Here is a 20,936-nt window from a genome sequence, read left to right as displayed (position 1 = left end):
CGAACGACTACCGGAAGCGCAGAGCGGTCGGGCCCTGCACCTTCGAGCCACGGCGCTGCTTGGCCGGCATGGCGGCCAGCTTCTCCCGCAGCTCGACGGCGTAGGCGGCGAGCGCCTCCACCAGGTCGGGCACCGAGGCGTGCGGCGGCTGGACGTCGACGCGCAGGCCGAACTCCGTCGCGGTCTCCGCCGTCTTGGGCCCAATTACCGCAACAACGGTCCGGGCGTGCGGCTTCCCGGCGATGCCGACCAGGTTGCGCACGGTCGAAGATGAGGTGAAGAGCACCGCGTCGAACCCGCCCGACTTGATCGCGTCGCGGATCTCGGCGGGCGGCGGAGCGGCCCGCACCGTCCGGTACGCGGTCACGTCGTCGACCTCCCAGCCGCGCTCGGTGAGCCCGGCGGCGAGGGTCTCGGTGGCGATGTCGGCGCGCGGCAGCAGCACCCGGCCCACCGGGTCGAGGATCTCGTCGTGCGGCGAGAACTCGGCCAGCAGGCCCTCCGAGGACTGCTCCCCGGTGGGGATCAGCTCCGGCTGGATGCCGAACGCGCGGACCGCGTCCGCGGTCGCCTCGCCGATGCAGGCGATCTTGACGCCGCCGAAGTGCCGGGCGTCGAGACCGTGCTCGGCGAACTTCTCCCAGACCGCGCGGACCGCGTTCACCGAGGTGAAGATCACCCAGGCGTACCGGCCGTCGACCAGACCCTTGACCGCCCGCTCCATCTGCGCCGGGGTGCGCGGCGGCTCGACCGCGATGGTCGGCACCTCGCACGGGATCGCCCCGTACGCGCGCAGCCGGGCGCTCATCGCGCCGGCCTGCTCCTTGGTCCGGGGTACGAGCACCTTCCAGCCGTACAGCGGGCGGTTCTCCCACCAGCTCAGCTTGTCGCGCTGCCCCACGCCGACACCGACGGTGAGCACCACCCGGCCGGTGAAACCGAGCGCGGCGGCCACGAAGCTGTCCACTGTCGACGTGGTCGTGTACTGGGTCTCGCCGGTGCCGTCGCCGGTCACCCCGACGCCGGTGGTGCCGTCGACCCCGGCGGCGAGCAGCCCGTCCCGGACGGCGGCGAGGTCACCGGCGTCCACGGCGAGCGCGAGCGAACCCCGGCCGACGGCCGTGGCCAGCGCCTCGAAGTCCAGCGCGCTGACGTCCTCGACGTCGGCTGCCGTACGCACACCCGGCAGCGGGACCCCGGCGTAGGTGGCCACGCCCTCGGCCTGGCCGACGCCGGGCACCACCTCGAAGTGGGCGGCGGTGCGGGCCACCGCCTGCACCTCCTTGACCACCGAGTCGTGCCCGAACGGGTCGCCGGCGACCAGGTGCACCGCGTTCAGCCCGGAGCGGGCCGCGGAGATCAGCACCTTCGCCACGTCCCCCGGCGCGCCCTCGGCCGGGGTGAACTCGGCATCGTCCCTGGCCTCGGCGCGAACGACGGTGAGCAACGACTCCGGGACTCCCCGGTCGTAGATCACCTGGTCGGCGTCGACCAGGGCGTCGTGGGCCCGACGGGTCAGCAGGCCCGGGTCACCGGGGCCAGCCCCGACGAACGCGATACGGCCGACGGGCTTACGGGTGCGGGTCATTCTGTGCTCCCAAATTGCTGGGTCCCCGGGCCGGTGTGTCCTTCGTGGCCGAGGATCGAGTCGGCGCCGAGCTCGAGGAGTTCGGCGGCGAGTGCCTTACCGATCTCCGCCGCGTCGGCGGGCGTTCCGGTGCGGGACAGCCGGAGGTCACGAGTACCGTCCGGGCTGATCACCGCCCCGCGCAGGTAGATCTCATCGCCGGTCTCGCCTTCGGCGAGCTCGGCATAGGCGGCGACGGGTGCGCTGCACCCGGCCTCCAGGGTTGCCAGAAACGCACGTTCCGCGGTGACCGCGGCACGCGACGGTGCGTGGTCGAGCACGGCGAGCAGCTCGACCAGGTCCTGTTCGTCGACCCGGCACTCCACGGCCAACGCGCCCTGAGCGGGAGCGGGCAGCATGAGCATCGGGTCCAGCGACTCGGTGATCACGTCCAGCCGGCCGAGTCGGGCCAGACCGGCCCGGGCCAGGACGACGGCGTCGAGGTCGGCCTCGGGGCCGAGCACCCGCGCCAGGCGGGTGTCGACGTTGCCGCGGATCGGGGTGACCTCCAGTTGCAGGCCGAGGGCGTGCAACTGGGCGATCCGACGCAGCGCGCCGGTGCCCACTGTGGCCCCGGGCGGCAACTCGGCGAGCGTTCGGCCGTCGCGGGCCACCAACGCGTCGCGCGGGTCCTGCCGGGCCGGCACCGCCGCGATGTGCAGCCCACCGGCGGCGGCCGTGGGCAGATCCTTGTACGAGTGCACCGCGAAGTCGATCGTGCCGGCGGTCAGCGCGTCGCGCAGGGCGGAGACGAAGACCCCGACGCCCAGCCGGTGCACCGGCGCGTTGGAGCGGTCGCCTGCGGTGACGACCTCGACCAGCTCGACGGGGCGCCCGGTGGCGGCGGTCACCGCCTCGGCGACCTGGCCGGACTGGGCCATCGCCAGGGCGCTGCCCCGGGTGCCGAGGCGCAGGGGGGCGGTCATCGCGCACCTCCGGTGGGTGGGGTGGGCTCGGCGGCGTCGGCTCCGGACACCGGGTCGGTGCCGGGGAGCGCCATGCCGAGGTCGGGGGTCAGCACGTCCGGGACGGTGTCCACCGGCGAGGTCTGCGGCACCTCGAGGTCGAACAGCTCGCGCAGCAGTGCCGCGTACTGGTCGCCGCCGGGCTCCGCGGCCAACTGGCGGACCTTGACGGTGGGCTGGTGCAGCAGCCGCTGTACGACCCGGTGCACAGTGCGGGCCACCTCGGCCCGCAGGTCGTCGCCGAGGTCGGGACGGCGCTGGGCCAGTCGGCGCAGCTCGGCGGTGACCACGTCGTCGGCCCGGCCGCGCAGCGCTGCCACTGTGGGTGCCACGTCGGCACCGCGCAGCCAGGTGAGGAAGCCCTCCACCTCGCTGAGGACGATGCGTTCGACGGCAGCGGCGTCGGCAGCCGCCGGACCGTCGGCGAGCAGCGTCGCCATCCGGTCGATGTCGATCACCTCGACGCCGGTCAGCTCGGCGACGCCCTCCTCGACGTCGCGCGGAACGGCCAGGTCGAGCAGGACCAGCGGGCCCCGGGACGGGTCGCGGTCGGCCAGCGCCGCGGTGACCACCGACCGGGTGAGGACCGGTTCGGTGGACGCGGTGGCGGCCACTACGATGTCCACTGTGGAGAGGGTGTCGGCCAGCTCGGTCATCGGCGCGGCGCTCGCCCCGTACGACTCGGCGAGCCGGACGGCCCGGTCGGCGCCCCGGTTGCTGACGGTGAGCGGCCCGGCGCCCAGCCGGGACAGCGTGGCCACCCCGAGCGAACCCATCGCACCGGCGCCGACCACCAGGGCCGGGTGGCCGACGAGGTCGCCGTCGAGGTGCCCGGCGGCCAGTTCCAGGGCGGCGGTGACGACGCTCTGGCCGGCCCGGTCGATGCCGGTCTCGGCGTGGGCCCGCTTGCCGACCCGCAACGCCTGCTGCATCAGCTCGTGCAGCAGCCGGCCGGCCGAGTCGGCGCCGGTGGCCCAGTGGTACGCGTCACGCAGTTGGCCGAGGATCTGCGCCTCGCCCACCACCATCGAGTCCAGACCGGTGGCGACCCGGAAGACGTGGTCGACGGCCGCGGTGTCGTAGTGCACGTACAGGTGGCTGGCGAGCGCGGTCGGCGAGCTGCCGGCCTGCTCGGCCAGGACGGCGCAGACGTCGCCGAGCCCACCGTGGAAACCGGACACGGCGGCGTAGACCTCCACCCGGTTGCAGGTGGAGACGATCACCGCCTCGGCCACGTACGGCTGGGCGACCAGGCGGTCCAGTGTGCGGGTCAGGTCGGCGGGGGGCACTGCCAGCTGCTCCAGCGTGGCGACCGGGGCGGTCCGGTAGGACGCGCCGACGACGAGCAGTTTCACGTGCCTATCGCCTCCTGGGTGTCGGTGGCCGCGAACCCGCCCGGCAGGGCGGTGAGAGCGGTCCCGCCGGTGGCGGGCAGCGCGGTCAGCGACGCCTTGCGGTGCTCGTGGAAGGACAGAATCTGCAGCTCGATGGCGAGGTCGACCTTGCGCACGTCGACCCCCTCCGGAACCGAGAGTACGCACGGCGCGAAGTTGAGGATGCTCGTCACGCCGACGGCGACCAGTTGGTCGGCGACCTGCTGGGCGGCGGCGGCCGGGGTGGCGATCACGCCGATCGCGAGGGATTCCTCCGCGGCGACCGTCGGTAGGTCGTCAACATGCCGGACTACCAGGCCGTTGATCTCCTCACCGACCCGGGAGGGATCGGCGTCGAGCAGTGCGGCGATCCGGAAGCCCCGGCTGGCGAAGCCGTCGTAGCCGGCCAGAGCGTGACCGAGATTACCCACGCCGACCAGCGCGACCGCCCGACGTTGGGTGAGCCCGAGCACATACTCGATCTGCTCGATCAGCAGAGCGACGTCGTAACCGACGCCCCGGGTGCCGTACGAGCCGAGGTGGGAGAGGTCCTTGCGGAGCTTGGCGGAGTTGACCCCGGCGGCGGCGGAGAGACCCTCGCTGGAGACCGTCTCGTGCCCGGCGTCGGCGAGGTTGTGCAGCGCGCGCAGGTACTCCGGGAGCCGAGCGACGGTCGCCTCGGGCAGATCCGGGAGCGCCGGTACGGCACCGGCGCGGCCGGGCGCGCCTGGGTGACGGTGCTGACTCATGAGACTCCGTGCGGTGCGATCCTCGGCCAACTCCGCTGGTCGGCCGTTTGTGGACTCCCGCTGGCGACCGAGGTTGCCGGCTGTGCTAGCAGGGCGCGTCGGAGTCACAGCGTAGGCGCTTGTGAAGACGTGCACAAATCGCGATCTTGTCGCTGCGTGGCGCGACCTCACCAGCCCCTCCATTCCACAAGATCGATTGAACGGCCTGGTCCGCTCGCCGCCCGGGCGATTATTGCTCAATCCCGACTTCTCTGACCAATCCCGCGCCGGCCCTGCGTGCGCCACCGCCAGGTCCCGCGATCTTGCACTTACTGTCCCCGCCTTTCCCCCGTACCCGGGCAAATCCCCAACAGCAACTGCAAGATCGACGGGATCGGGGTGCGGCGGGGGCGGGCGGCGACGGGCGGGGGTGGGGGTGGGGGTGGGGTAGGGGCAGCACTACGGAGGAGAGGCGGGGTTTCGGGATGGGGACACCGAGCCCAGATGCCTAGCCTTTGAGCATGACCGCCGTTGCCGCCACCAGCGACCGACCGACGCTGGCACCGAGCATCCCCCGCCAGCTCTTCGTCGACTCCGGGTACGTGCTGCTCGGCCTGCCCCTGGGGCTGGCCAGCTTCGTCGTCCTCGTCGTCGGCCTCGCGGTCGGCATCGGCCTGGTGGTCACCGTGATCGGCCTGCCGATCCTCAGCGGCACCCTCTACACCGCCCGTGGGCTGGCCGACGTCGAGCGGCTGCGGCTGCCCGCCGTGCTCCACCAGCCCCGGATCCGGCCGCACTACCGGCTGCCGGAGGCGGGCGCGAACGCCTGGCGGCGGATCTTCGTGCCGATGCGGGACGCCCAGTCCTGGCTCGACCTGGCGCACGGCATCCTGCGGCTGATCGCGGCGGCGGGCACCTTCGTGGTGACGCTGTCCTGGTGGGCCGCGGCGATCGCCGGCTCGCTCTACTGGGCGTACGACTGGGCCCTGCCCCGGGCCGACGGCGAGGGCGATCAGGATCTGGCGCAGCTGCTCGGCCTCGGCGACTCGACCACCGCCCGGATCGGCCTCTACACCGCGCTCGGGGTGTTCTTCCTGATCACCCTGCCGATCGTGGTGCGGGGTTGCGCGCTGCTCCAGGCCAGCTTCGCCAAGGCGATGCTGACCGGGGTGGCCGAGATGCGCGACCGGATCACAGTGCTGGAGGAGCAGAAGCGGGCGGCCGTTTCCGCCGAGGCCTCCGCGCTACGCCGGCTGGAACGTGACATCCACGACGGCCCCCAGCAGCGCCTGGTCCGGCTGGCGATGGATCTCAGCCGGGCCCGGATGCAGCTCGCCTCGGACCCGGAGGCGGCCGGTCGCACCATCGACGAGGCGGTCACCCAGACCCGGGACACGCTGGCCGAGCTGCGGGCGCTGTCCCGGGGCATCGCGCCGCCGATCCTGGTCGACAGGGGCCTGCCCAGCGCCCTGGCCGCGATCGCCGGCCGCGGGCTGATTCCGATCGAGCTTCAGGTGGACCCGCAGCTCGGCACCCCGGCCGGGCGGCTCGACCCGGCGGTGGAGAACACCGCGTACTTCGTGGTGTCCGAGGCGCTGACAAACGTCGCCAAGCACAGCCGGGCCACCGAGGCCACGGTGGCCGTGGCCCGTAAGGGCGCCCATCTGAAGGTGCGGGTGGGCGACGACGGACAGGGCGGCGCGCACCTGGCCAAGGGGCACGGGCTGGCCGGCATCGCCGACCGGGTCCGGGCCGCCGGTGGCGAACTGGTGGTGGTCAGCCCGACCGGCGGTCCCACCGAGATCCGCGCCGAGCTTCCCCTGTGAGCGCGAGGAGTGAGCCGGGTTTGCGAGCCCCGCAGCCGCGACCAACGGAGATGCTGTGATCAGTCCCGCGCCGCACCCCCACCACGGGCAGGACGTGGTAGACAACACAGCAATGCGCATCGTGATCGCGGACGACGCCGTCCTGCTCCGGGAGGGGCTGGTCCGACTGCTGACCGAGAGCGGGCACCAGGTGGTGGCCGCCGTCGGGGACGGTGACGCCCTGGTCGAGGCAGTGGTCGAGCACCGGCCCGACGTGTCGATCGTCGACGTCCGGATGCCGCCGTCGCACACCGACGAGGGGCTGCGGGCTGCGGTGGAGGCCCGCCGGCTGGTGCCGCGTACCCCGATCCTGGTGCTCTCCCAGTACGTCGAGGTGTCGTACGCCGATGATCTGCTCGCCACCACCGGCGGCGCCGGCGGTGGGATCGGCTACCTGCTCAAGGACCGGGTGGCAGCGATCGACGAGTTCCTGGACGCGCTGCGGCGGGTGGCGGGCGGCGGCACTGTGCTCGACCCGGAGGTGGTGGGTCAGCTCTTCGCCCGACGTCGCCGCGACGACCCGCTGCGCGAGCTGACCCCCCGCGAGCGTGAGGTGCTCGCCCTGATGGCCGAGGGACGTTCGAACACCGCCATCGCGCGCGCCCTGGTGGTCAGCGACGGCGCGGTGGAGAAGCACGTGCGCAACATCTTCACCAAGCTCACCCTGCCACCGGACACCGAACAGCACCGGCGGGTGCTGGCCGTCCTCACCTATCTGCGAAACTGACCTCCCGGGCCAGGGCCACCGCGTCGGTGAGGGTGTCGGCCACCGGGTGACCGGAGGCGCGCAGCCGGGCCGGGTCGGTGAACCCGCCGGTGTAGAGGACGGCACGGCCACCCACAGCGAGCGCCGCGTCCGCGTCGTCGATGGAGTCACCGATCAGCACCACCGAGGCGCCGTCCACGCCCAGTTCGGCCAGGTGCACCTGGAGCGACTCGGCCTTGTAGCCGCCGCCGACAGTGGCCCGCAGCCCGTCGACGCGAGTGAAGTGGCCGGTCAACCCGTACGTGTGCACTGTCGGGACCAGCTCCTCGTGGAACCACATGGACAGCAGGCTCTGGCTGCCCGGCCAGGCAGCCATCGCGTCGCGCGCGTCGGCGGCCAGCTCGCAGGTGGTCAACCCGGTGCGGTACGCGTCGTGGAAGATCTTGTCCAGTCGGCCGAACTCGTCGTCGTCCACTGCCTGCCCGAGCACCTCGGCGTAGTACTCGGCGATCGGCCGGCGGAACCGCACCCGGTGCTCGTCCGAGGTGACCGTCGGCCCACCCAGGCTCGCGAACACGACGTTGGTGGCGGACACCACCAGGCTGAGGTCGTTGAGCAGGGTGCCGTTCCAGTCCCAGACGAGGTGCGGGTGCGCAGAGGTCATCAGAGCACCATAGGCACCTGTCAGAGCTGCGGCGTGGTCAGGTCCCGCAGCAGCCGGTCCTCCTCGACCCGCCAGTAGCCGTGCTCCTTGCCGTCGAGCATCACCACCGGCAGCCGGTCCCCGTACTCCCGCTCCAGACCCTCGTCGCCGGTGACGTCCCACTCGACCCACTTGTCGCCGGTGACCGCTACCACCCGGTCGAGCGCCGCCTTGGCGTCGTCGCACAGGTGGCAGCCGGGTCGGGTGATCAGGGCGAGTCGGGCGTCACTGGCCATCGGTTACCTCCGTGCGGTCGGTCGGCGTCGCCGACCGGAGTTGGGTCTTGCGTACCTTGCCGATCGCCGAGTGCGGCAGGGCGTCGACGAACTCGACAGCGGTCGGGCACTTGAACCGGGCCAGGTTCCGTGCGCAGTGGGCGAGCAACTCCTCGCTGGTCACCGGTCGGCCCTGCGCCGGCACCACGTACGCCCGCACAGTCTCGCCGGTCCGCGGGTGCGGCACACCCAGTACCGCCGACTCGACCACCCCGGGGTGCCCGGCGAGCACCAGCTCGACCTCGTGCGGATAGACGTTGAACCCGTTGACCAGGATCAACTCGCCGAGCCGGTCGACCAGGAAGAGGTCCCCGTCCTCGTCGGCGTAGGCGATGTCTCCGGTGCCCCACCAGCCGTCGGCGTCCGGGCCGCCCCGACCGTCGGGCCAGTAACCGGTGAAGAGGTTGGGGCCGGACACCACGATCTGCCCCGGGTCGGTGCCCGGCGCCACGTCGGAGATGTCCAGCTCGTCCGGGTCGTCGTCGGAGACGGCCAGCCCGTCGCGCCACAGGTCCGCCCCGTCGGCGCCGACCAGGCGTAGCCGCACCCCGGGCAGCGGCCGGCCGATCGAACCCGGCTTGGCCACGCCGCCGACCAGGGTGGAGGTGAGCACCGGCGCGGTCTCGGTGAGGCCGTACCCGATGTGCACCTGATGCCCGGTGACCTCCGTGAAGCGCGCCGCGACAGCGGGTTCGAGGGGTGCCGCGCCGCACACCGCCACCCGCACCGACGCGGTCGCCGCGCGGGCCGTGGCCGCGCCGGCCCAGGTCAGGAACATCGACGGTACGCCGACCAGCACGCTGACCCGGTGCCGCGCGACCTCGTCCAGCCCTGCCGTCGGGCCCGGCTCGTCAAGCAGCACGCCGGTCGCGCCGTGGTGCACGACAGCACCGAGCCCCGAGTTGAGCCCGTACGCGTGGAACAGCGGCAACGCCAGAAGAACAGTGTCGGTCGGCCCGACCACCGGCGGCTTGATCTCCGCGACCTGTTCGTGGTTGGCGAGCAGCGCCTGGTGCGACAGCATCGCCCCCTTGGGTCGCCCCTCGGTGCCGGAGGTGTAGAGCAGTACAGCCAGGTCGAAGCCGCCGCGTCGCGGGCGGGGCGCCGGTCCGGGCGCCTCGGCGGTCGGTGGCGTGCCGTACACCGAGGCGAGCGCGGGCAGCTCGGCGGCCACGTCGGCGACCAGCCCTCGAACGTGGTCGGTGGCGATGAGCACCGACGCGCCGGAGTCGGCCAGCACGTGCCGTAGCTCCGGGGCGGTGAGGCCGGGGTTGACGGGCACTGTGACCAGCCCGGCGCGGAGGGCGCCGAGCCAGGCGATCACGAAGTCCGGTGTGTTGGGCAGCGCGATGGCGACGCGTGGCGGCGTACCGGCGGGGTCGGTGGGTGGCGCGGCGGCGGACAGGCCGTGGGCGGCGGCGTCCACCGCGGCGTCCAGTTCGGACCAGCTCAGTGTGTGCTCACGCCAGTGCAGCGCGGGCCGGTCGGCGCTGTCGAGAGCCGCCCGGCGGACCCGGTCGGCGAGGTTCGGCGCGGGGCTTTCCGAGGCGTCCTGCACGGTGATCGAGTCTGGCACAGCGGACGGCGGCGGGCCACGCCCGATGGGCGGGGCCACGGCCGGGAGACGACACCGCGACAGTCCCATGTACGGGACTGTCCGGTGTGCCACCGGCGATCCGATCAGGTCCTGTCGATGGGACGTGCGACGCTGACCACGGGCAGTTCGGCCGCCCCGTCCGGCCGGGCGACGCGGCGGGCCAGCCGAACGGGCGGTAAGGCTCCGACCTGGGGATCCATGGTGGAACACCCGACCGGCGGAAAGTCAATCGCACACGACGGACAACCGGTCCGGCACCGGTGCGACGGAGCGGGAAATACTTCCGCCTTGTGTAACGGACTTGCCACGCGCGGGTGACGTTGGCCCTATTATCACTCGGGTCGGCTCACCCCATTTGCCGTGAGTCGACACCCCTCAGCCCGAGGAGGCCCCCGTGCCTGTGAGCGCATTGGACCAGCACCTCCAGGGGAATTGCCGCCCGTCGGCAACTCCCGTGACCGTCCTGCCCGACCGGTCAACCGGTCGGTCCGCCCCGACGAGACCTAGACCGGCCCGCCCGGCGACCGACGGGACGGGGGCAACACGGTGACCACCTTCGGTTACGCGGAACGCCCGCTCGGCCTGACCGGTCAACCCGCCCGCTCCCATGTGAACGAGCGGCCAGCGGCCCGTGCCCCATCGGACGAACAGCATGGCGGCGTCGTGCGGGGTGACGGCGCGGCGCAGCGGATCCGCAGCCGGCCACACCACAACGAGCCACCGCCACGACCCGCGGTGCCCGGTGCAAACGCGAAGCCGGCCGGCGGCCGGGTCGCCGTACCGCAGCGACCCGCAATGCCCGTGCAGGGTCGTCGGGTAGCCGACACACCGGCGGTCACCACCGACCCGGCGGCGGGTGAGACAGCCGTGATCCCGGCGGTGCCGGCCACCACCGCCACCACCCCGACCGGTTTCCCCAGCCGCCCGGACCCGTCCGACCCGGCAACCGAGGTCTGGACGCTGATCGAGCGGGCCCAGGCCGGCGAGTCCGAGGCGTTCGGTCTGATCTACGACCGCTACGTGGACACCGTCTTCCGGTTCGTCTACTTCCGGGTCGGCAACCGGCAACTCGCCGAGGACCTCACCTCGGACACCTTCCTGCGCGCGCTCAAGCGGATCGGCAGCTTCACCTGGCAGGGCCGCGACCTCGGCGCCTGGCTGGTGACGATCGCCCGCAACCTGGTCGCGGACCACTTCAAGTCGGGTCGTTACCGGCTGGAGGTCACCACCGGCGACGTGCTCGACGCCGACCGGGAGGACCGGGGCCCGGAGGGCAGCCCGGAGGCTGCGGTGGTGGAGCACATCACCAACGTCGCGCTCCTCACCGCTGTGAAGCAGCTCAACCCGGAGCAGCAGGAGTGCATAGTGCTCCGCTTCCTCCAGGGCTTCTCGGTCGCCGAGACGGCCCGCGCGATGGGCAAGAACGAGGGAGCCATCAAGGCCCTCCAGTACCGCGCCGTCCGCGCCCTGGCCCGACTGCTGCCCGACGGCTTCCAGCCGTAGTTTGTTACGGCGGGACCGACGGACGCCGATCAGCGTCCGCGCAGCTCAGAGTCGGTCCCGCCCGGTGATGACCATCACTTTCTGTAATTTCGGCTCCGCCAGGCCCGTAACCCGTGCACGGTCCGCCGCGTTTCTCCGGGTGCGACCGGTGGATGTCCCGGCAGGCCCGGGTCACCGAGGTCCGACCGGCATGCCGGCGGCACCTCACCTCCGTGGTGTCACACTGCCGCCCGGTCGCTGGCAACGACGGCGGCCGACCGGCCGTGACCAGCGAGAGGAGGTGCCTGCGGTGGACAACACCCTCTTCTCCCGCCGGCGCGCGGAGCGCTTCGCGCAGCTTCTCGACGAGGCCAACGGCGCTCGACGACACCACGTGCGATCCCGGGTGGACGGCCAACTGGCGCCGCTCGTCGCAGTGGGTCAGCGGCTCAGCGTCGACCCCCCGGCTGTCGAGGTGGACCAGGACTTCCGTACCGGCCTGCGGGCGATGCTGCTCGCAACCGCCGAGCGGGAAGGGCTGGGCAGCACACCAGCGGCGGTCAGCGAACCGGCCGCCACTACCACCCGCGGGCGGCTACTGCCGGCGGTCACCGCACGGCGGGCCCGAGCCCGGGGCGCGATCCTTGTCGGCATCGCCGCCGGGGCCATCGCCGTCTCCGGGATCTCCGCCGCCAGCGAGAACGCGGTGCCCGGTGACGCGCTGTACGGCATGAAGCGCTCCACCGAACGGGCACAGCTCGCCCTGGCCAGCTCCGACATCAGCCGGGGCCAACTCTTCCTGGACTTCGCCCGGACCAGAGTCGGCGAAGCCGCCAAGCTACGCGGCGACAGGATCGGCTACAGCGCGGTCCTCGACGACATGGACGCCGACAGCCGGCAGGGAGTTCGCCTGCTGACCTCGGCCGCCGTGCAGCGGGCCGAGCCGGGCAGTCTGGACACTCTCAACACCTTCGTGTCGAGCCAGCGCCGGGCCGTACGCGGTCTGCTCGACGGGAGCACCCGGGTCGACCGGGAACGGACCCAGCGGTCGCTGGTGTTGCTGGACAGCATCCGGGAACGCTCGGACGAGCTGCGCGCGGCGATCGCCTGCGGCCTGCCGGCACCGACCGCCAGCGACGCCCTCGGGCCGAACCCGAACACCTGCCCCGGGGCCCGCTGACCCGCGTCCCCATACCGCACGTCCGACCGGCCGCGCCACAGTTCGCTGTGTGCCCGGCCGGTCGCCCGTCTACGGCGGATACCCTCGCTGGGGAGCATCCGTCGTACCGGTGAGGAAGGGATTCGCGTGGCGCGTAGCCGTAAGGTGACGGTCAGCACCGACGCCGAGGGGCACACCGCAGCCTGGGCGGAGACCGACCTGGCCCCGGTCAGCGCACCCGACCCGACCGCCGCGGCGTTCTTCGACGTGGACAACACGATGATGCAGGGCGCGTCGATCTACTGGTTCGCGCGTGGTCTCGCCTCCCGCAACTACGTGACCACCGCCGACCTGGCCCGATTCGCCTGGCAACAGCTCCGCTTCCGGCTGCTGGCCCGGGAGCACGCCGGTGACATGTCACTGGCCAAGGAGGCGGCGCTGGCCTTCGTCCAGGGCTGGCGGGTCAACGAGGTCGAGCACCTCGCCGAGGAGATCTTCGACGAGATGATGGCCCCCCGGATCTGGGCCGGCACCCACCAGCTCGCCCAGCGTCACCTGGACGCCGGTCAGCGGGTCTGGCTGGTCAGCGCCGCCCCCGTCGAGATCGGCCGGGTGATCGCTGCCCGGCTCGGCCTCACCGGTGCCATCGGCACTGTGGCCGAGGTGCTCGACGGGGCGTACACCGGACGGTTGGTGGGTGACCTGATGCACGGGCCGGCCAAGGCTGAGGCGGTCACCCAGCTCGCCGCCGTGGAAGGGCTCGACCTGTCCCGCTGCGCGGCCTACAGCGATTCGGCGAACGACCTGCCGCTGCTCTGCGCGGTGGGCCGGGCGGTGGCCGTCAACCCGGACGGCGCCCTGCTGCGGCAGGCCCGCCAGCATGGCTGGGAGGTGCGGGACTTCCGCACCGGCCGCCGAGCGGCCAAGATCGCCGTACCGTCGACAGCGGCAGCCGGGCTGGTCGCTGGCGCGGTGACCGCCGGCCTGGCCCTGCAGCGCCGCCGCCGCGCCGGCTGAGACGCCGCGCCGGCTGAGATGCCGTGTCCGCTGAGACGTCCTAGGGGCCGAACGGGTCGGGCCGCCGCTCCAGCAGCGTGTGCAGGGTTTGCTGGATGGTCTCCCGCACCTGGTCGGCGAGGTTGAAGACCACCAGCGGGTCGTCCGCCGAGTCGGTCAGGTGGGCGGTGGGGATCGGCGGGCAGAACTCGATCAGCCACTTGCTGGGTAGCGGCACCATGCCCAGCGGGCCGAGCAGCGGGAACGTCGGCGTGACCGGGAAGTAGGGCAGCTTCAGCAGCCGCGCCAGCGGCTTGATGTCGGCGAGCATCGGGTAGATCTCCTCGCCGCCGACGATGGCGACGGGCACGATCGGGGTGCCGGTGCGCAGCGCCGCCGAGACGAAACCACCCCGCCCGAAGCGTTGCAGCTTGTACCGGTCGGCGTAGAGCTTGCCGATGCCCTTGAAACCCTCGGGGAACACACCCACCAGATCGCCGCCGCCGAGCAGCCGCTCGGCGTCCGGGTTGCAGGCCACGGTGCCGCCGGTCTTGCGGGCCAGCTCGGACACCACAGGCATCCGGAAGACCAGGTCGGCGCCGAGCAGCCGCAGGTAGCGGTGGGCGGGATGCTTGTCGTGCAGCGCCGCCGAGAGGATCAGGGCGTCCAGTGCCACAGTCCCGGAGTGGTTGCCGACCACCAGGGCGGGCCCGTCCACTGGGACGTGCTCCACCCCACTGACCTCGGTGCGGAACCAGTCCCGGTAGAGCAGCCGCAGCAGCGGGTGGAAGACCGCGTCGGTCAACTCCGAGTCGAAGCCGAACTCGTCGACCTCGTAGTCACCGGAGAGCCGTCGGCGCAGGAACGCCAACCCGTTCGCGACCTTGCGGTCCCAGTGGTCCCCGGGCCGGTCCGACACCGCCGGCTCGGTGCCGCCTGGCAACCCGGCGTCGACCTCGTCGGCCGGCATCGGCGTCGAGGCCGGGGTCGGCGGTGCGGTTGCGGCCTGCGGTGCGGTCGGGGTCGGGGTCTGCGCGGCCTGCGCGGCCGGTCGATGTCCGTTGCGCCGCGCCGGCTCCGCGTCCGGCGCGGGCACCTGCTGCGGTACGTCGAAACGCCCGACCGACTGCGGGTCGCGCCCCTCCTCCGGCCCACTCATGACGCCGCCTTGGTTCGCGACTGCGGGGCTCGCAAGACCGGCCCACTCCTCGCGCTCATGACGACCGCTCCCGGACCGCTGAGCGGACCTGCCGGATGCCGTCCAGGACGAGTTGCTCGGCCGCGGCCAACTGACCCCGGGTGACCACCACCCCACCGTGATGGGCGCGGATGAAGTCCTCGAACGCCTCGGCGGTCGACCGGGGCGTGAAGCCGTACTCCTGCTCGAGCCGGCTGGTGTCGACCACCCGGCCGTGCACGAAGAGGTCCACCTGGTCCAGGCCGTAGCGGCCGAAGCCCATGGTGCGGGCCAGCGCGGCGGCCCCGGAGAGACCCGGCTCCAGCACCGGAACGGCTACCCGTCCGGCGCGCCGGATCGCCTGGGACAGCGACAGCACTCCGGGGCCGGCGACGTTGTACGTGCCGGGATGGTCCTCCACGATCGACCGGTGCAGCACCTCCAACGCGTCGTCGAAGTGCAGGAACTGCAGGCGGGGGTCACGACCGAAGACGGTCGGCACGAACGGCTGCGAGAAGTAGCGGGTCAACGTGGTGTCGGCGGTCGAGCCGATGAACGGGGCGAAGCGCAGCACCGTGGCGGTGACGTCGGACCGGCGGCGGCGGAAGCCGCGCACGTACCCCTCAAGGTCGAGGATGTCGCGGCCGAAACCGCCGCGCGGCACCTCGCGGGGTTCGGTCTCCTCGGTGAAGACCGCGGGATCCCGGAACGAGACCCCGTACGCGGCTGTCGACGAGCGGACCACGAGCTTGCGCAGTCGGGGTGCCCGCTGGCAGGCGGCGAGCATCTGCATGCTGCCGATGACGTTCTGGTCCTTCATCGCGGACCGGCCGCCGTGCTGCGGGTCGGGTGAGGTGACCAGCGCGAGGTGCACCACCGCGTCGACATCCAGGTCGGCGAGGAGGCCACCGAGGGAACCGCTGTCGACGCGGATACGTTCGACGCGGTCCAGCAGGTCGGTGAACTCGGTGCCGGAGTCCGGTGCGTCGACACCGATGACCCGTTCGATGCGCGGGTCGGCGGCCAGTCGGGCCGCCACGTGGGCACCCAGGTAGCGGCCCACTCCGGTGACGACGACGACCCCCGGAGCACCTGAGGTGCCACCGGGGGTCATCTGACGCACCTACGCCGGCAGGATGGACCGAGCCGGGACGACCACGGCCTGATCACCTGAGCCTCCGGAGGTCGACAGTTTGGCAAGTGACGCCGAACGCCGGGCTTTGAGCCCGGCGGCGATCACTTGCCGAGACGGCGACGCTGGACGCGGGTCTTGCGCAGCAGCTTGCGGTGCTTCTTCTTAGCCATGCGCTTACGGCGCTTCTTGACCACCGAGCCCATACGACAGCCTTTCGATACAACGTGCGGGGCGGACCGGATGACACCACGCAGGTGGCGACGGCGACCGCTTGCGGACAACGGACCGGACCAGTCTGGGCGGCGGGGCGCACCGGTGGGGTCTCGGTCGGGCTCCAGGGTAGCCGGAGGGCGTCAGCCGGACCAACGCGCCCCCGTCACGGCCACCTGTGGTTCGCGACCGCGAGGTCCGCGAGCTCACTCCTTACGCCCACCGATGCCGGTCAGCCGGCTATCGGAGGGCGGGGCGGTGGCTCAGGCGGTCTCCTGAAAGGCACCCCGGAGATATTCGTGCACCGCATGCTCGGGCACCCGGAACGACCGGCCGACCCGGACGGCGGTGAGTTCACCGCTGTGCACCAGGCGATAGACAGTCATCTTTGACACCCGCATGACCGTCGCCACTTCCGCGACGGTCAGGAACTTGACCTCCGACAGCCGTCCGTCGGACTGTGACCCGGCCATGGCTCACCGACCCATCCCATGCCCGGCGCGTGCCAACCCGACGGATGCTCCGGGCCGGGCCGGCGACGCGCGTGTTACCAGTACGGTAGCGGGGCGGTTGTGACCGGCGCGATCCCTTCCTGCAACTGATCATGCTTCGGTGGCCGGTTCACCCGATCCGTGCTCCCGGTATCCACCCGTCCGTGCCTGTCGTCCGGTTGTTGCGGCGCTGGTCATTCGGTGCGCAACGCGACCACCGGGTCGAGACGGCCGGCGCGCTGCGCGGGAACCACCCCGAAGACGATGCCCACCACCGCCGACACCCCGAAGGCCAGCGCCAACGACCACCAGGTGATCGCAGCCGGGATTGGCGACAGCGCGTCGACCAGCAGGGCGGTCCCCACTCCCAGCGCCATACCGGTGAGCCCGCCGATCGTGGTGAGCAGCACCGCCTCCAGCAGGAACTGCACGCCGATGTCGCGGGGACGTGCGCCGACGGCCTTGCGCAGCCCGATCTCCCGGGTCCGCTCCCGAACGCTGACCAGCATGATGTTGGAGACGCCGACGCCGCCGACGAGCAGCGAGATGCCGGCGATGGCCGCCAGCACACCGGTGAGGACACCGAGGATGTCGCCGAGGACGCCGAGGATCTGCTGCTGGGTGACCGCGCTGAACTCGGTGTCCGGGTGGCGGCGGTTCAGCTCGGCGACGATCCGTTCGCCCAGTTCGTCGATCCGCTCCCGGTCCGGCGCCTTCACCGCGATGCCGTCGACCCGCTGGGTGCCCCAGAGTCGCTGCGCGGCGGTCACCGGCACGTGCACCTCGTCGTCCCGGTCGACGCCGAGGCTCTGCCCGAGGGGCGTGAAGACCCCGATCACCCGGAACCGCACCCCGGCCAACGCCACCTGCTGGCCGAGCGGGTCCCGGTCGGGGAAGAGCGCACGGGCGACCGAGTCACCGAGCACCGCCACCCGTCGGCTGGTGTCCACGTCGGTCCCAGTGAGATAGCGTCCCCGCGCCAGCGAGCGGGTGAACACCGCCGGGGTCGTCTCCAGGACGCCCTGCACGGTGGTGAAGTCGGAGCGGGCGCCGGCCCGCGCTGTCGCCCCGGACGCGACGGTGACGGCCACCCGGTCGGGGTCGCCGACCACCCGGGTGACGGCGTCCACGTCCTTGAGGGTCAGCGGCGAGACGACAGGCGCGTTGCCCACCTCGATCCGGCCGGGGACGACCAGCAGCAGGTTGGAGCCGAGGCCCTCGACCTGTTGCTCGACCTTCTGTTTGGTGCCGGTGCCGATGGCCACCAGCAGCACCACCGAGGCCACCCCGATGATCACCCCGAGCATGGTCAGCGCGCTGCGCAGCCGGTTGGCCCGTAGGGCGTCCAGCGCCACCCGCCACGCCTCGGCGACTCTCACGCCGTACCCCCGGGTCGGTCGGCTTCGCGCTCACCCGCAGCCGCGTCGCGCGCCTCGCCCTGGGCGGCGTCGCGCGGATCGCTTTCGGGCCGCTCGACCTCGTGCGGAAGGCGCCCGGTGGCTCCGGCGGCGCCACCGGAGCCACCGGACGGGTGCCCCGGACCGCTTCCGGACGCGGACCGGGGCTCCGCGCTGGGAGCGGGGACCAGTGTCGCAGGTCGACCGTGATCAACGGACGGCGGTCGATCATGAACGGAGCGCGGGTCGGCGCTGTCCGCGTTCGGCGGGTGTGCGCTCACTGCGCTGTCCGCCACTACCACCCCGTCGCGCATGGTGATCCGGCGGTGAGCGCGGGCCGCCACCTCCTGGTCGTGGGTGACCATCACCAGCGCCACCCCCGACTCCGCGTTCAGTTGTTCCAACAGCTCCAGGACTGCGGCGCCGGTGACGCTGTCCAGGTTGCCGGTGGGTTCGTCGGCCAGCAGCACCGTCGGCTCGGTGACCAGCGCGCGGGCGATCGCCACCCGCTGCTGCTCACCGCCGGACATCTGGTTGGGCCGGTGATCCAGCCGGTGCCCGAGGCCGACCCGGCCCAGCATCGCCGCCGCCCGCTCCCGCCGCTGCCGGGCCGACACCCCCCGGTAGACCAGGGGCAACGCCACGTTCTCCACAGCCGAGGTACGCGGCAGCAAATGGAACGCCTGGAAGACGAAGCCGATGGTCTCGTTGCGCAGGGTCGCCATCTCCGGTGGGGCGAGGGCGTTGACGTCCCGCCCGCCGATGACCAGGCGGCCACCGGTGGGCCGGTCCAGCCCACCGAGGAGGTGCATGAGGGTGGACTTGCCCGAGCCGGACGGGCCGACCAGGGCCACGTAGTCCCCCGCCTGCACTGTGAGCGAAACCCCGCGCAGCGCCTCCACCGACACCCCGTCGAGCTGGTACGTCCGGGACACGTCCACCGCCTCGATGGCCGGCACGCGCTGCCCTTCCGGCGGATCCGCGACGGCGGGTTCGCTCACTGGACTTCCTGGCCGTCGCGGACCTGGTCGGCGCCGCGCACCACGATCCGGTCCCCCGGCTGCACGCCGTTGAGGATCTGCACCAGGTCGGACCCCTGGACGCCCACCGTCACCGAAGCCCGGCCCGCCTTGCCGTCACGGACCACCCAGACCGCGTCCCGGCCGTCGGCCGAGAACACCGCCGACGCGGGGACGGTCACCGCGTCGACGGCCTCACGTACCCGCAGGTGCACGATCGCGTTCATGCCGGGGCGGGGAGTCGGGGCCAGCTCGTCCTCGGCCAACTTTCCGGCGCCCAGCGCGAGGCGGACCCGATAGGTGACCCCGCCCTGCGCGGAGTTGGTGGGAAGCACGTCGACCGAGCGGACTGTGGCGTCGTAGCTGGCGCCGGTGACGGCGTCCAGCTCGACAGTGGCGGTCACGCCCGCCTTGACGAGGAGTACGTCGGTCTCGTCGACCTCGGCGAGCAGTCCGAGCTGTCCGGTGTCCACCACCGTCAGCACCGGCGCGCCGGCGGTGACCAGCCCGCCGACCGCGACGGCGTCGTCCACCCCGGCGGGCGGCCCACCCTGGCTGGGGGCCAGCACGGACGGGTCGAGGCCGGCGCCACCGGCCTGCTCCAACAGCCCGGCCAGACCAGCGTTCGCTCCACCGCTGGCTCGGGTGCCACCGGGCTGCACCACCCCGGCGATCGGGGCGCGCAGGGTCAGCGCGTCGACTGTCGCCTTCGCCAGGTCGTACGCCTGCTGGGCCTGGAGCCGCTGCGCCGCCGAGAGCGCGCCGACGGCGGAACTCAACCCGTTGATCCCCCGCTGCACCGCGCGGACCGCCTGGTCGGCGCTGCGCGCCGCGGACGCGTACTGACGTTGCGCCGACGTCACCTGGGTGAGCAGCGCGTCGCGCAGTTGCGGGTCGGCGATCTTCTCGGCGGCCTTCCGGGCCGCGTCGAACGCCTCGTCGGCGGCCTTGTCGGTGCCGCGCCGGCTGCTGGTCAGGTTGCCGGCTCCGACGCCCCGGCCGGCGCGCTTAGCGGCAGTCAGCGCCTCCTTGGCCTGACGGAGACGCTGTTGCGCGTTCGGTGAGTCGACCACTGCCAGCACCTGACCGCGCTTCACCCGCTGTCCAGGCTGGACGCGCAGGCTGGCCAGGGTGCCGTCGGCGGGAGCGGTGAGGGTGGCTGCGGCGCGGGCCGTCACCGTGGCCGGGGCGTCGATCACCTCGGTGACCGGGTTGCGAGTGGCCGAGGCGAGCGCGAGGTCGGGGCCTTCGTCGCCGCAGGACGCGGCGGTGGTGGCGGTGAGAACGACGACGGCGGTCAGGGCAATGAGCAGGCGGGGCCGCGTGGCGCTCGCGGGCCGCGGCGGGTGGAGGCGGCGCACTCATCGATGTTACGTGGCCGAATTGTCAGCAGCCACTGCAGCTTGCATAGCAAAGCATGAAGCTGTGTGAAGTGCTGACGAAACGGCCCGTATTGGCCGGCCGGCGATCAGTAGGGTGAACCTGCGGTGCTGCGCGAAGCAACACCGCAGGCTCATACACTACTCGGCTTTGCAATCGGTCATCAGTTTGCGGCCTGCCACAGCAGGGCTTCGACAGGGCCCTTGCGTATTACTGGCAATTGAGCCAATAGGTTCGGGCTGCGTCCACAATCGCCAAGAAATCGACCTCGTCGACATTTGCAATGAAGATTGGATTAAACCCCTGACTCGACACTTCTTGGGCCACTATTACAAAACGTCCCAAGCGGACGTAGCTATACACCGTCCAACGGTCCAGAGACTCGACACTCGACATTATGGTCGAATCGTGAAGGAACTCATCAACGGCCATCATCTCCATGAATTTGGCCGGATCAGTGCCCAATAAATCGAGCCTTTCATCGTCAACGTGGGGACGATCTTTGAGCTGCGTCATCACCGATCCGAGGATGCAGCCATCGTTATCACCAACCAGTTGGCCGCCAACGATGAACTGGAAGCGAAAGAGGCGGTGGCCAGAGTGGGGACTCACCAGCAAACCGAACTGGCCAGAATCGTCGAGGAATCTCAA

Annotated in this window: 20 protein-coding genes; 5 read left to right on the top strand and 15 right to left on the bottom strand. The window is 72.0% G+C overall.

The features are described from left to right. Positions 1-7: 7 nt before the first annotated feature. The 4 genes from OG992_RS23945 to OG992_RS23930 are packed head-to-tail and all read right to left on the bottom strand — an operon-like array spanning position 8 to position 4,714. Positions 8-1,588, bottom strand: coding sequence for a uroporphyrinogen-III synthase (locus OG992_RS23945; RefSeq protein WP_238684539.1), 1,581 nt, complete (start codon positions 1,586-1,588; stop codon positions 8-10). Continuing rightward, the gene (gene hemC, locus OG992_RS23940; protein ID WP_238684538.1) at positions 1,585-2,553 is read right to left on the bottom strand and encodes a hydroxymethylbilane synthase; all 969 of its coding nucleotides are present in this window, start codon (positions 2,551-2,553) and stop codon (positions 1,585-1,587) included. The genes OG992_RS23945 and hemC overlap by 4 nt, the downstream gene beginning before the upstream one ends. Continuing rightward, positions 2,550-3,947: a glutamyl-tRNA reductase gene (locus OG992_RS23935; RefSeq protein WP_238684537.1), complete on the bottom strand. Its 1,398-nt coding sequence runs from the start codon at positions 3,945-3,947 to the stop codon at positions 2,550-2,552. Before OG992_RS23935 ends, hemC begins: the two co-directional genes overlap by 4 nt. Further along, positions 3,944-4,714 (bottom strand): redox-sensing transcriptional repressor Rex, encoded by a 771-nt coding sequence (locus OG992_RS23930; protein WP_091402715.1) that lies wholly within the window; start codon positions 4,712-4,714, stop codon positions 3,944-3,946. Before OG992_RS23930 ends, OG992_RS23935 begins: the two co-directional genes overlap by 4 nt. A gap of 500 nt (positions 4,715-5,214) precedes the next feature. Here OG992_RS23930 and OG992_RS23925 point away from each other — a divergent pair, with 500 nt between their 5' ends. Continuing rightward, positions 5,215-6,519, top strand: coding sequence for a sensor histidine kinase (locus tag OG992_RS23925; protein WP_266304362.1), 1,305 nt, complete (start codon positions 5,215-5,217; stop codon positions 6,517-6,519). Positions 6,520-6,631: 112 nt separating this feature from the next. Beyond that, positions 6,632-7,285 carry a response regulator transcription factor gene (locus OG992_RS23920; protein ID WP_030329744.1) on the top strand — a complete coding sequence of 218 codons (654 nt, stop codon included), beginning with the start codon at positions 6,632-6,634 and terminating at the stop codon, positions 7,283-7,285. Here the strand turns inward: OG992_RS23920 and OG992_RS23915 are convergent. From OG992_RS23915 to OG992_RS23905, 3 genes are read right to left on the bottom strand one after another with little or no spacing between them, the layout of a single operon-like run. Then, a complete protein-coding gene (locus tag OG992_RS23915; protein ID WP_266304361.1) occupies positions 7,266-7,928 on the bottom strand; it encodes an HAD family hydrolase in 663 nt (220 codons plus the stop codon). The genes OG992_RS23920 and OG992_RS23915 overlap by 20 nt on opposite strands. A 20-nt stretch (positions 7,929-7,948) precedes the next feature. Beyond that, positions 7,949-8,203 (bottom strand): glutaredoxin family protein, encoded by a 255-nt coding sequence (locus tag OG992_RS23910; RefSeq protein ID WP_030490173.1) that lies wholly within the window; start codon positions 8,201-8,203, stop codon positions 7,949-7,951. Next, on the bottom strand, positions 8,193-9,800 hold the full coding sequence (locus OG992_RS23905) for an AMP-binding protein (RefSeq protein WP_266304360.1): 1,608 nt from the start codon (positions 9,798-9,800) through the stop codon (positions 8,193-8,195). Before OG992_RS23905 ends, OG992_RS23910 begins: the two co-directional genes overlap by 11 nt. 585 nt (positions 9,801-10,385) lie before the next feature. Here OG992_RS23905 and OG992_RS23900 point away from each other — a divergent pair. From OG992_RS23900 to OG992_RS23890, 3 genes are all read left to right on the top strand, one after another. After that, positions 10,386-11,342, top strand: a complete 957-nt coding sequence (locus OG992_RS23900) for an ECF subfamily RNA polymerase sigma factor, BldN family (RefSeq protein ID WP_238684533.1) — start codon at positions 10,386-10,388, stop codon at positions 11,340-11,342. Between the two features lie 289 nt (positions 11,343-11,631). Further along, positions 11,632-12,501 (top strand): DUF5667 domain-containing protein, encoded by an 870-nt coding sequence (locus OG992_RS23895; RefSeq protein WP_266304359.1) that lies wholly within the window; start codon positions 11,632-11,634, stop codon positions 12,499-12,501. 126 nt (positions 12,502-12,627) lie between these two features. Continuing rightward, positions 12,628-13,497, top strand: coding sequence for an HAD family phosphatase (locus OG992_RS23890; RefSeq protein WP_238684531.1), 870 nt, complete (start codon positions 12,628-12,630; stop codon positions 13,495-13,497). A gap of 40 nt (positions 13,498-13,537) precedes the next feature. Here OG992_RS23890 and OG992_RS23885 read toward each other — a convergent pair whose 3' ends face one another. The 8 genes from OG992_RS23885 to OG992_RS23850 all read right to left on the bottom strand — a co-directional run bounded on the left by OG992_RS23885 (position 13,538) and on the right by OG992_RS23850 (position 20,936). Continuing rightward, a complete protein-coding gene (locus OG992_RS23885) occupies positions 13,538-14,446 on the bottom strand; it encodes a lysophospholipid acyltransferase family protein (protein ID WP_238684595.1) in 909 nt (302 codons plus the stop codon). A gap of 244 nt (positions 14,447-14,690) precedes the next feature. Continuing rightward, the gene (locus OG992_RS23880; RefSeq protein WP_091402730.1) at positions 14,691-15,767 is read right to left on the bottom strand and encodes an NAD-dependent epimerase/dehydratase family protein; all 1,077 of its coding nucleotides are present in this window, start codon (positions 15,765-15,767) and stop codon (positions 14,691-14,693) included. Positions 15,768-15,889: 122 nt separating this feature from the next. Beyond that, positions 15,890-15,991, bottom strand: a complete 102-nt coding sequence (locus OG992_RS23875) for an AURKAIP1/COX24 domain-containing protein (protein ID WP_007465623.1) — start codon at positions 15,989-15,991, stop codon at positions 15,890-15,892. Between the two features lie 270 nt (positions 15,992-16,261). Then, a complete protein-coding gene (locus tag OG992_RS23870; RefSeq protein ID WP_007465625.1) occupies positions 16,262-16,471 on the bottom strand; it encodes a helix-turn-helix domain-containing protein in 210 nt (69 codons plus the stop codon). 212 nt (positions 16,472-16,683) lie between these two features. Beyond that, positions 16,684-17,868: an ABC transporter permease gene (locus OG992_RS23865; protein WP_238684530.1), complete on the bottom strand. Its 1,185-nt coding sequence runs from the start codon at positions 17,866-17,868 to the stop codon at positions 16,684-16,686. Continuing rightward, positions 17,865-18,887, bottom strand: a complete 1,023-nt coding sequence (locus OG992_RS23860) for an ATP-binding cassette domain-containing protein (protein ID WP_323181913.1) — start codon at positions 18,885-18,887, stop codon at positions 17,865-17,867. Before OG992_RS23860 ends, OG992_RS23865 begins: the two co-directional genes overlap by 4 nt. Beyond that, complete coding sequence (locus OG992_RS23855; protein ID WP_266304358.1) at positions 18,884-20,266, bottom strand: efflux RND transporter periplasmic adaptor subunit; 1,383 nt, start codon at positions 20,264-20,266, stop codon at positions 18,884-18,886. The genes OG992_RS23860 and OG992_RS23855 overlap by 4 nt, the downstream gene beginning before the upstream one ends. Positions 20,267-20,495: 229 nt before the next feature. After that, the gene (locus OG992_RS23850; RefSeq protein WP_266304357.1) at positions 20,496-20,936 is read right to left on the bottom strand and encodes a hypothetical protein; all 441 of its coding nucleotides are present in this window, start codon (positions 20,934-20,936) and stop codon (positions 20,496-20,498) included.

The sequence above is a fragment of the Micromonospora sp. NBC_00362 genome (assembly GCF_026342155.1).
Taxonomy (GTDB): Bacteria; Actinomycetota; Actinomycetes; order Mycobacteriales; family Micromonosporaceae; genus Micromonospora; species Micromonospora hortensis.
This window is presented reverse-complemented; position numbering and strand designations above follow the sequence as displayed.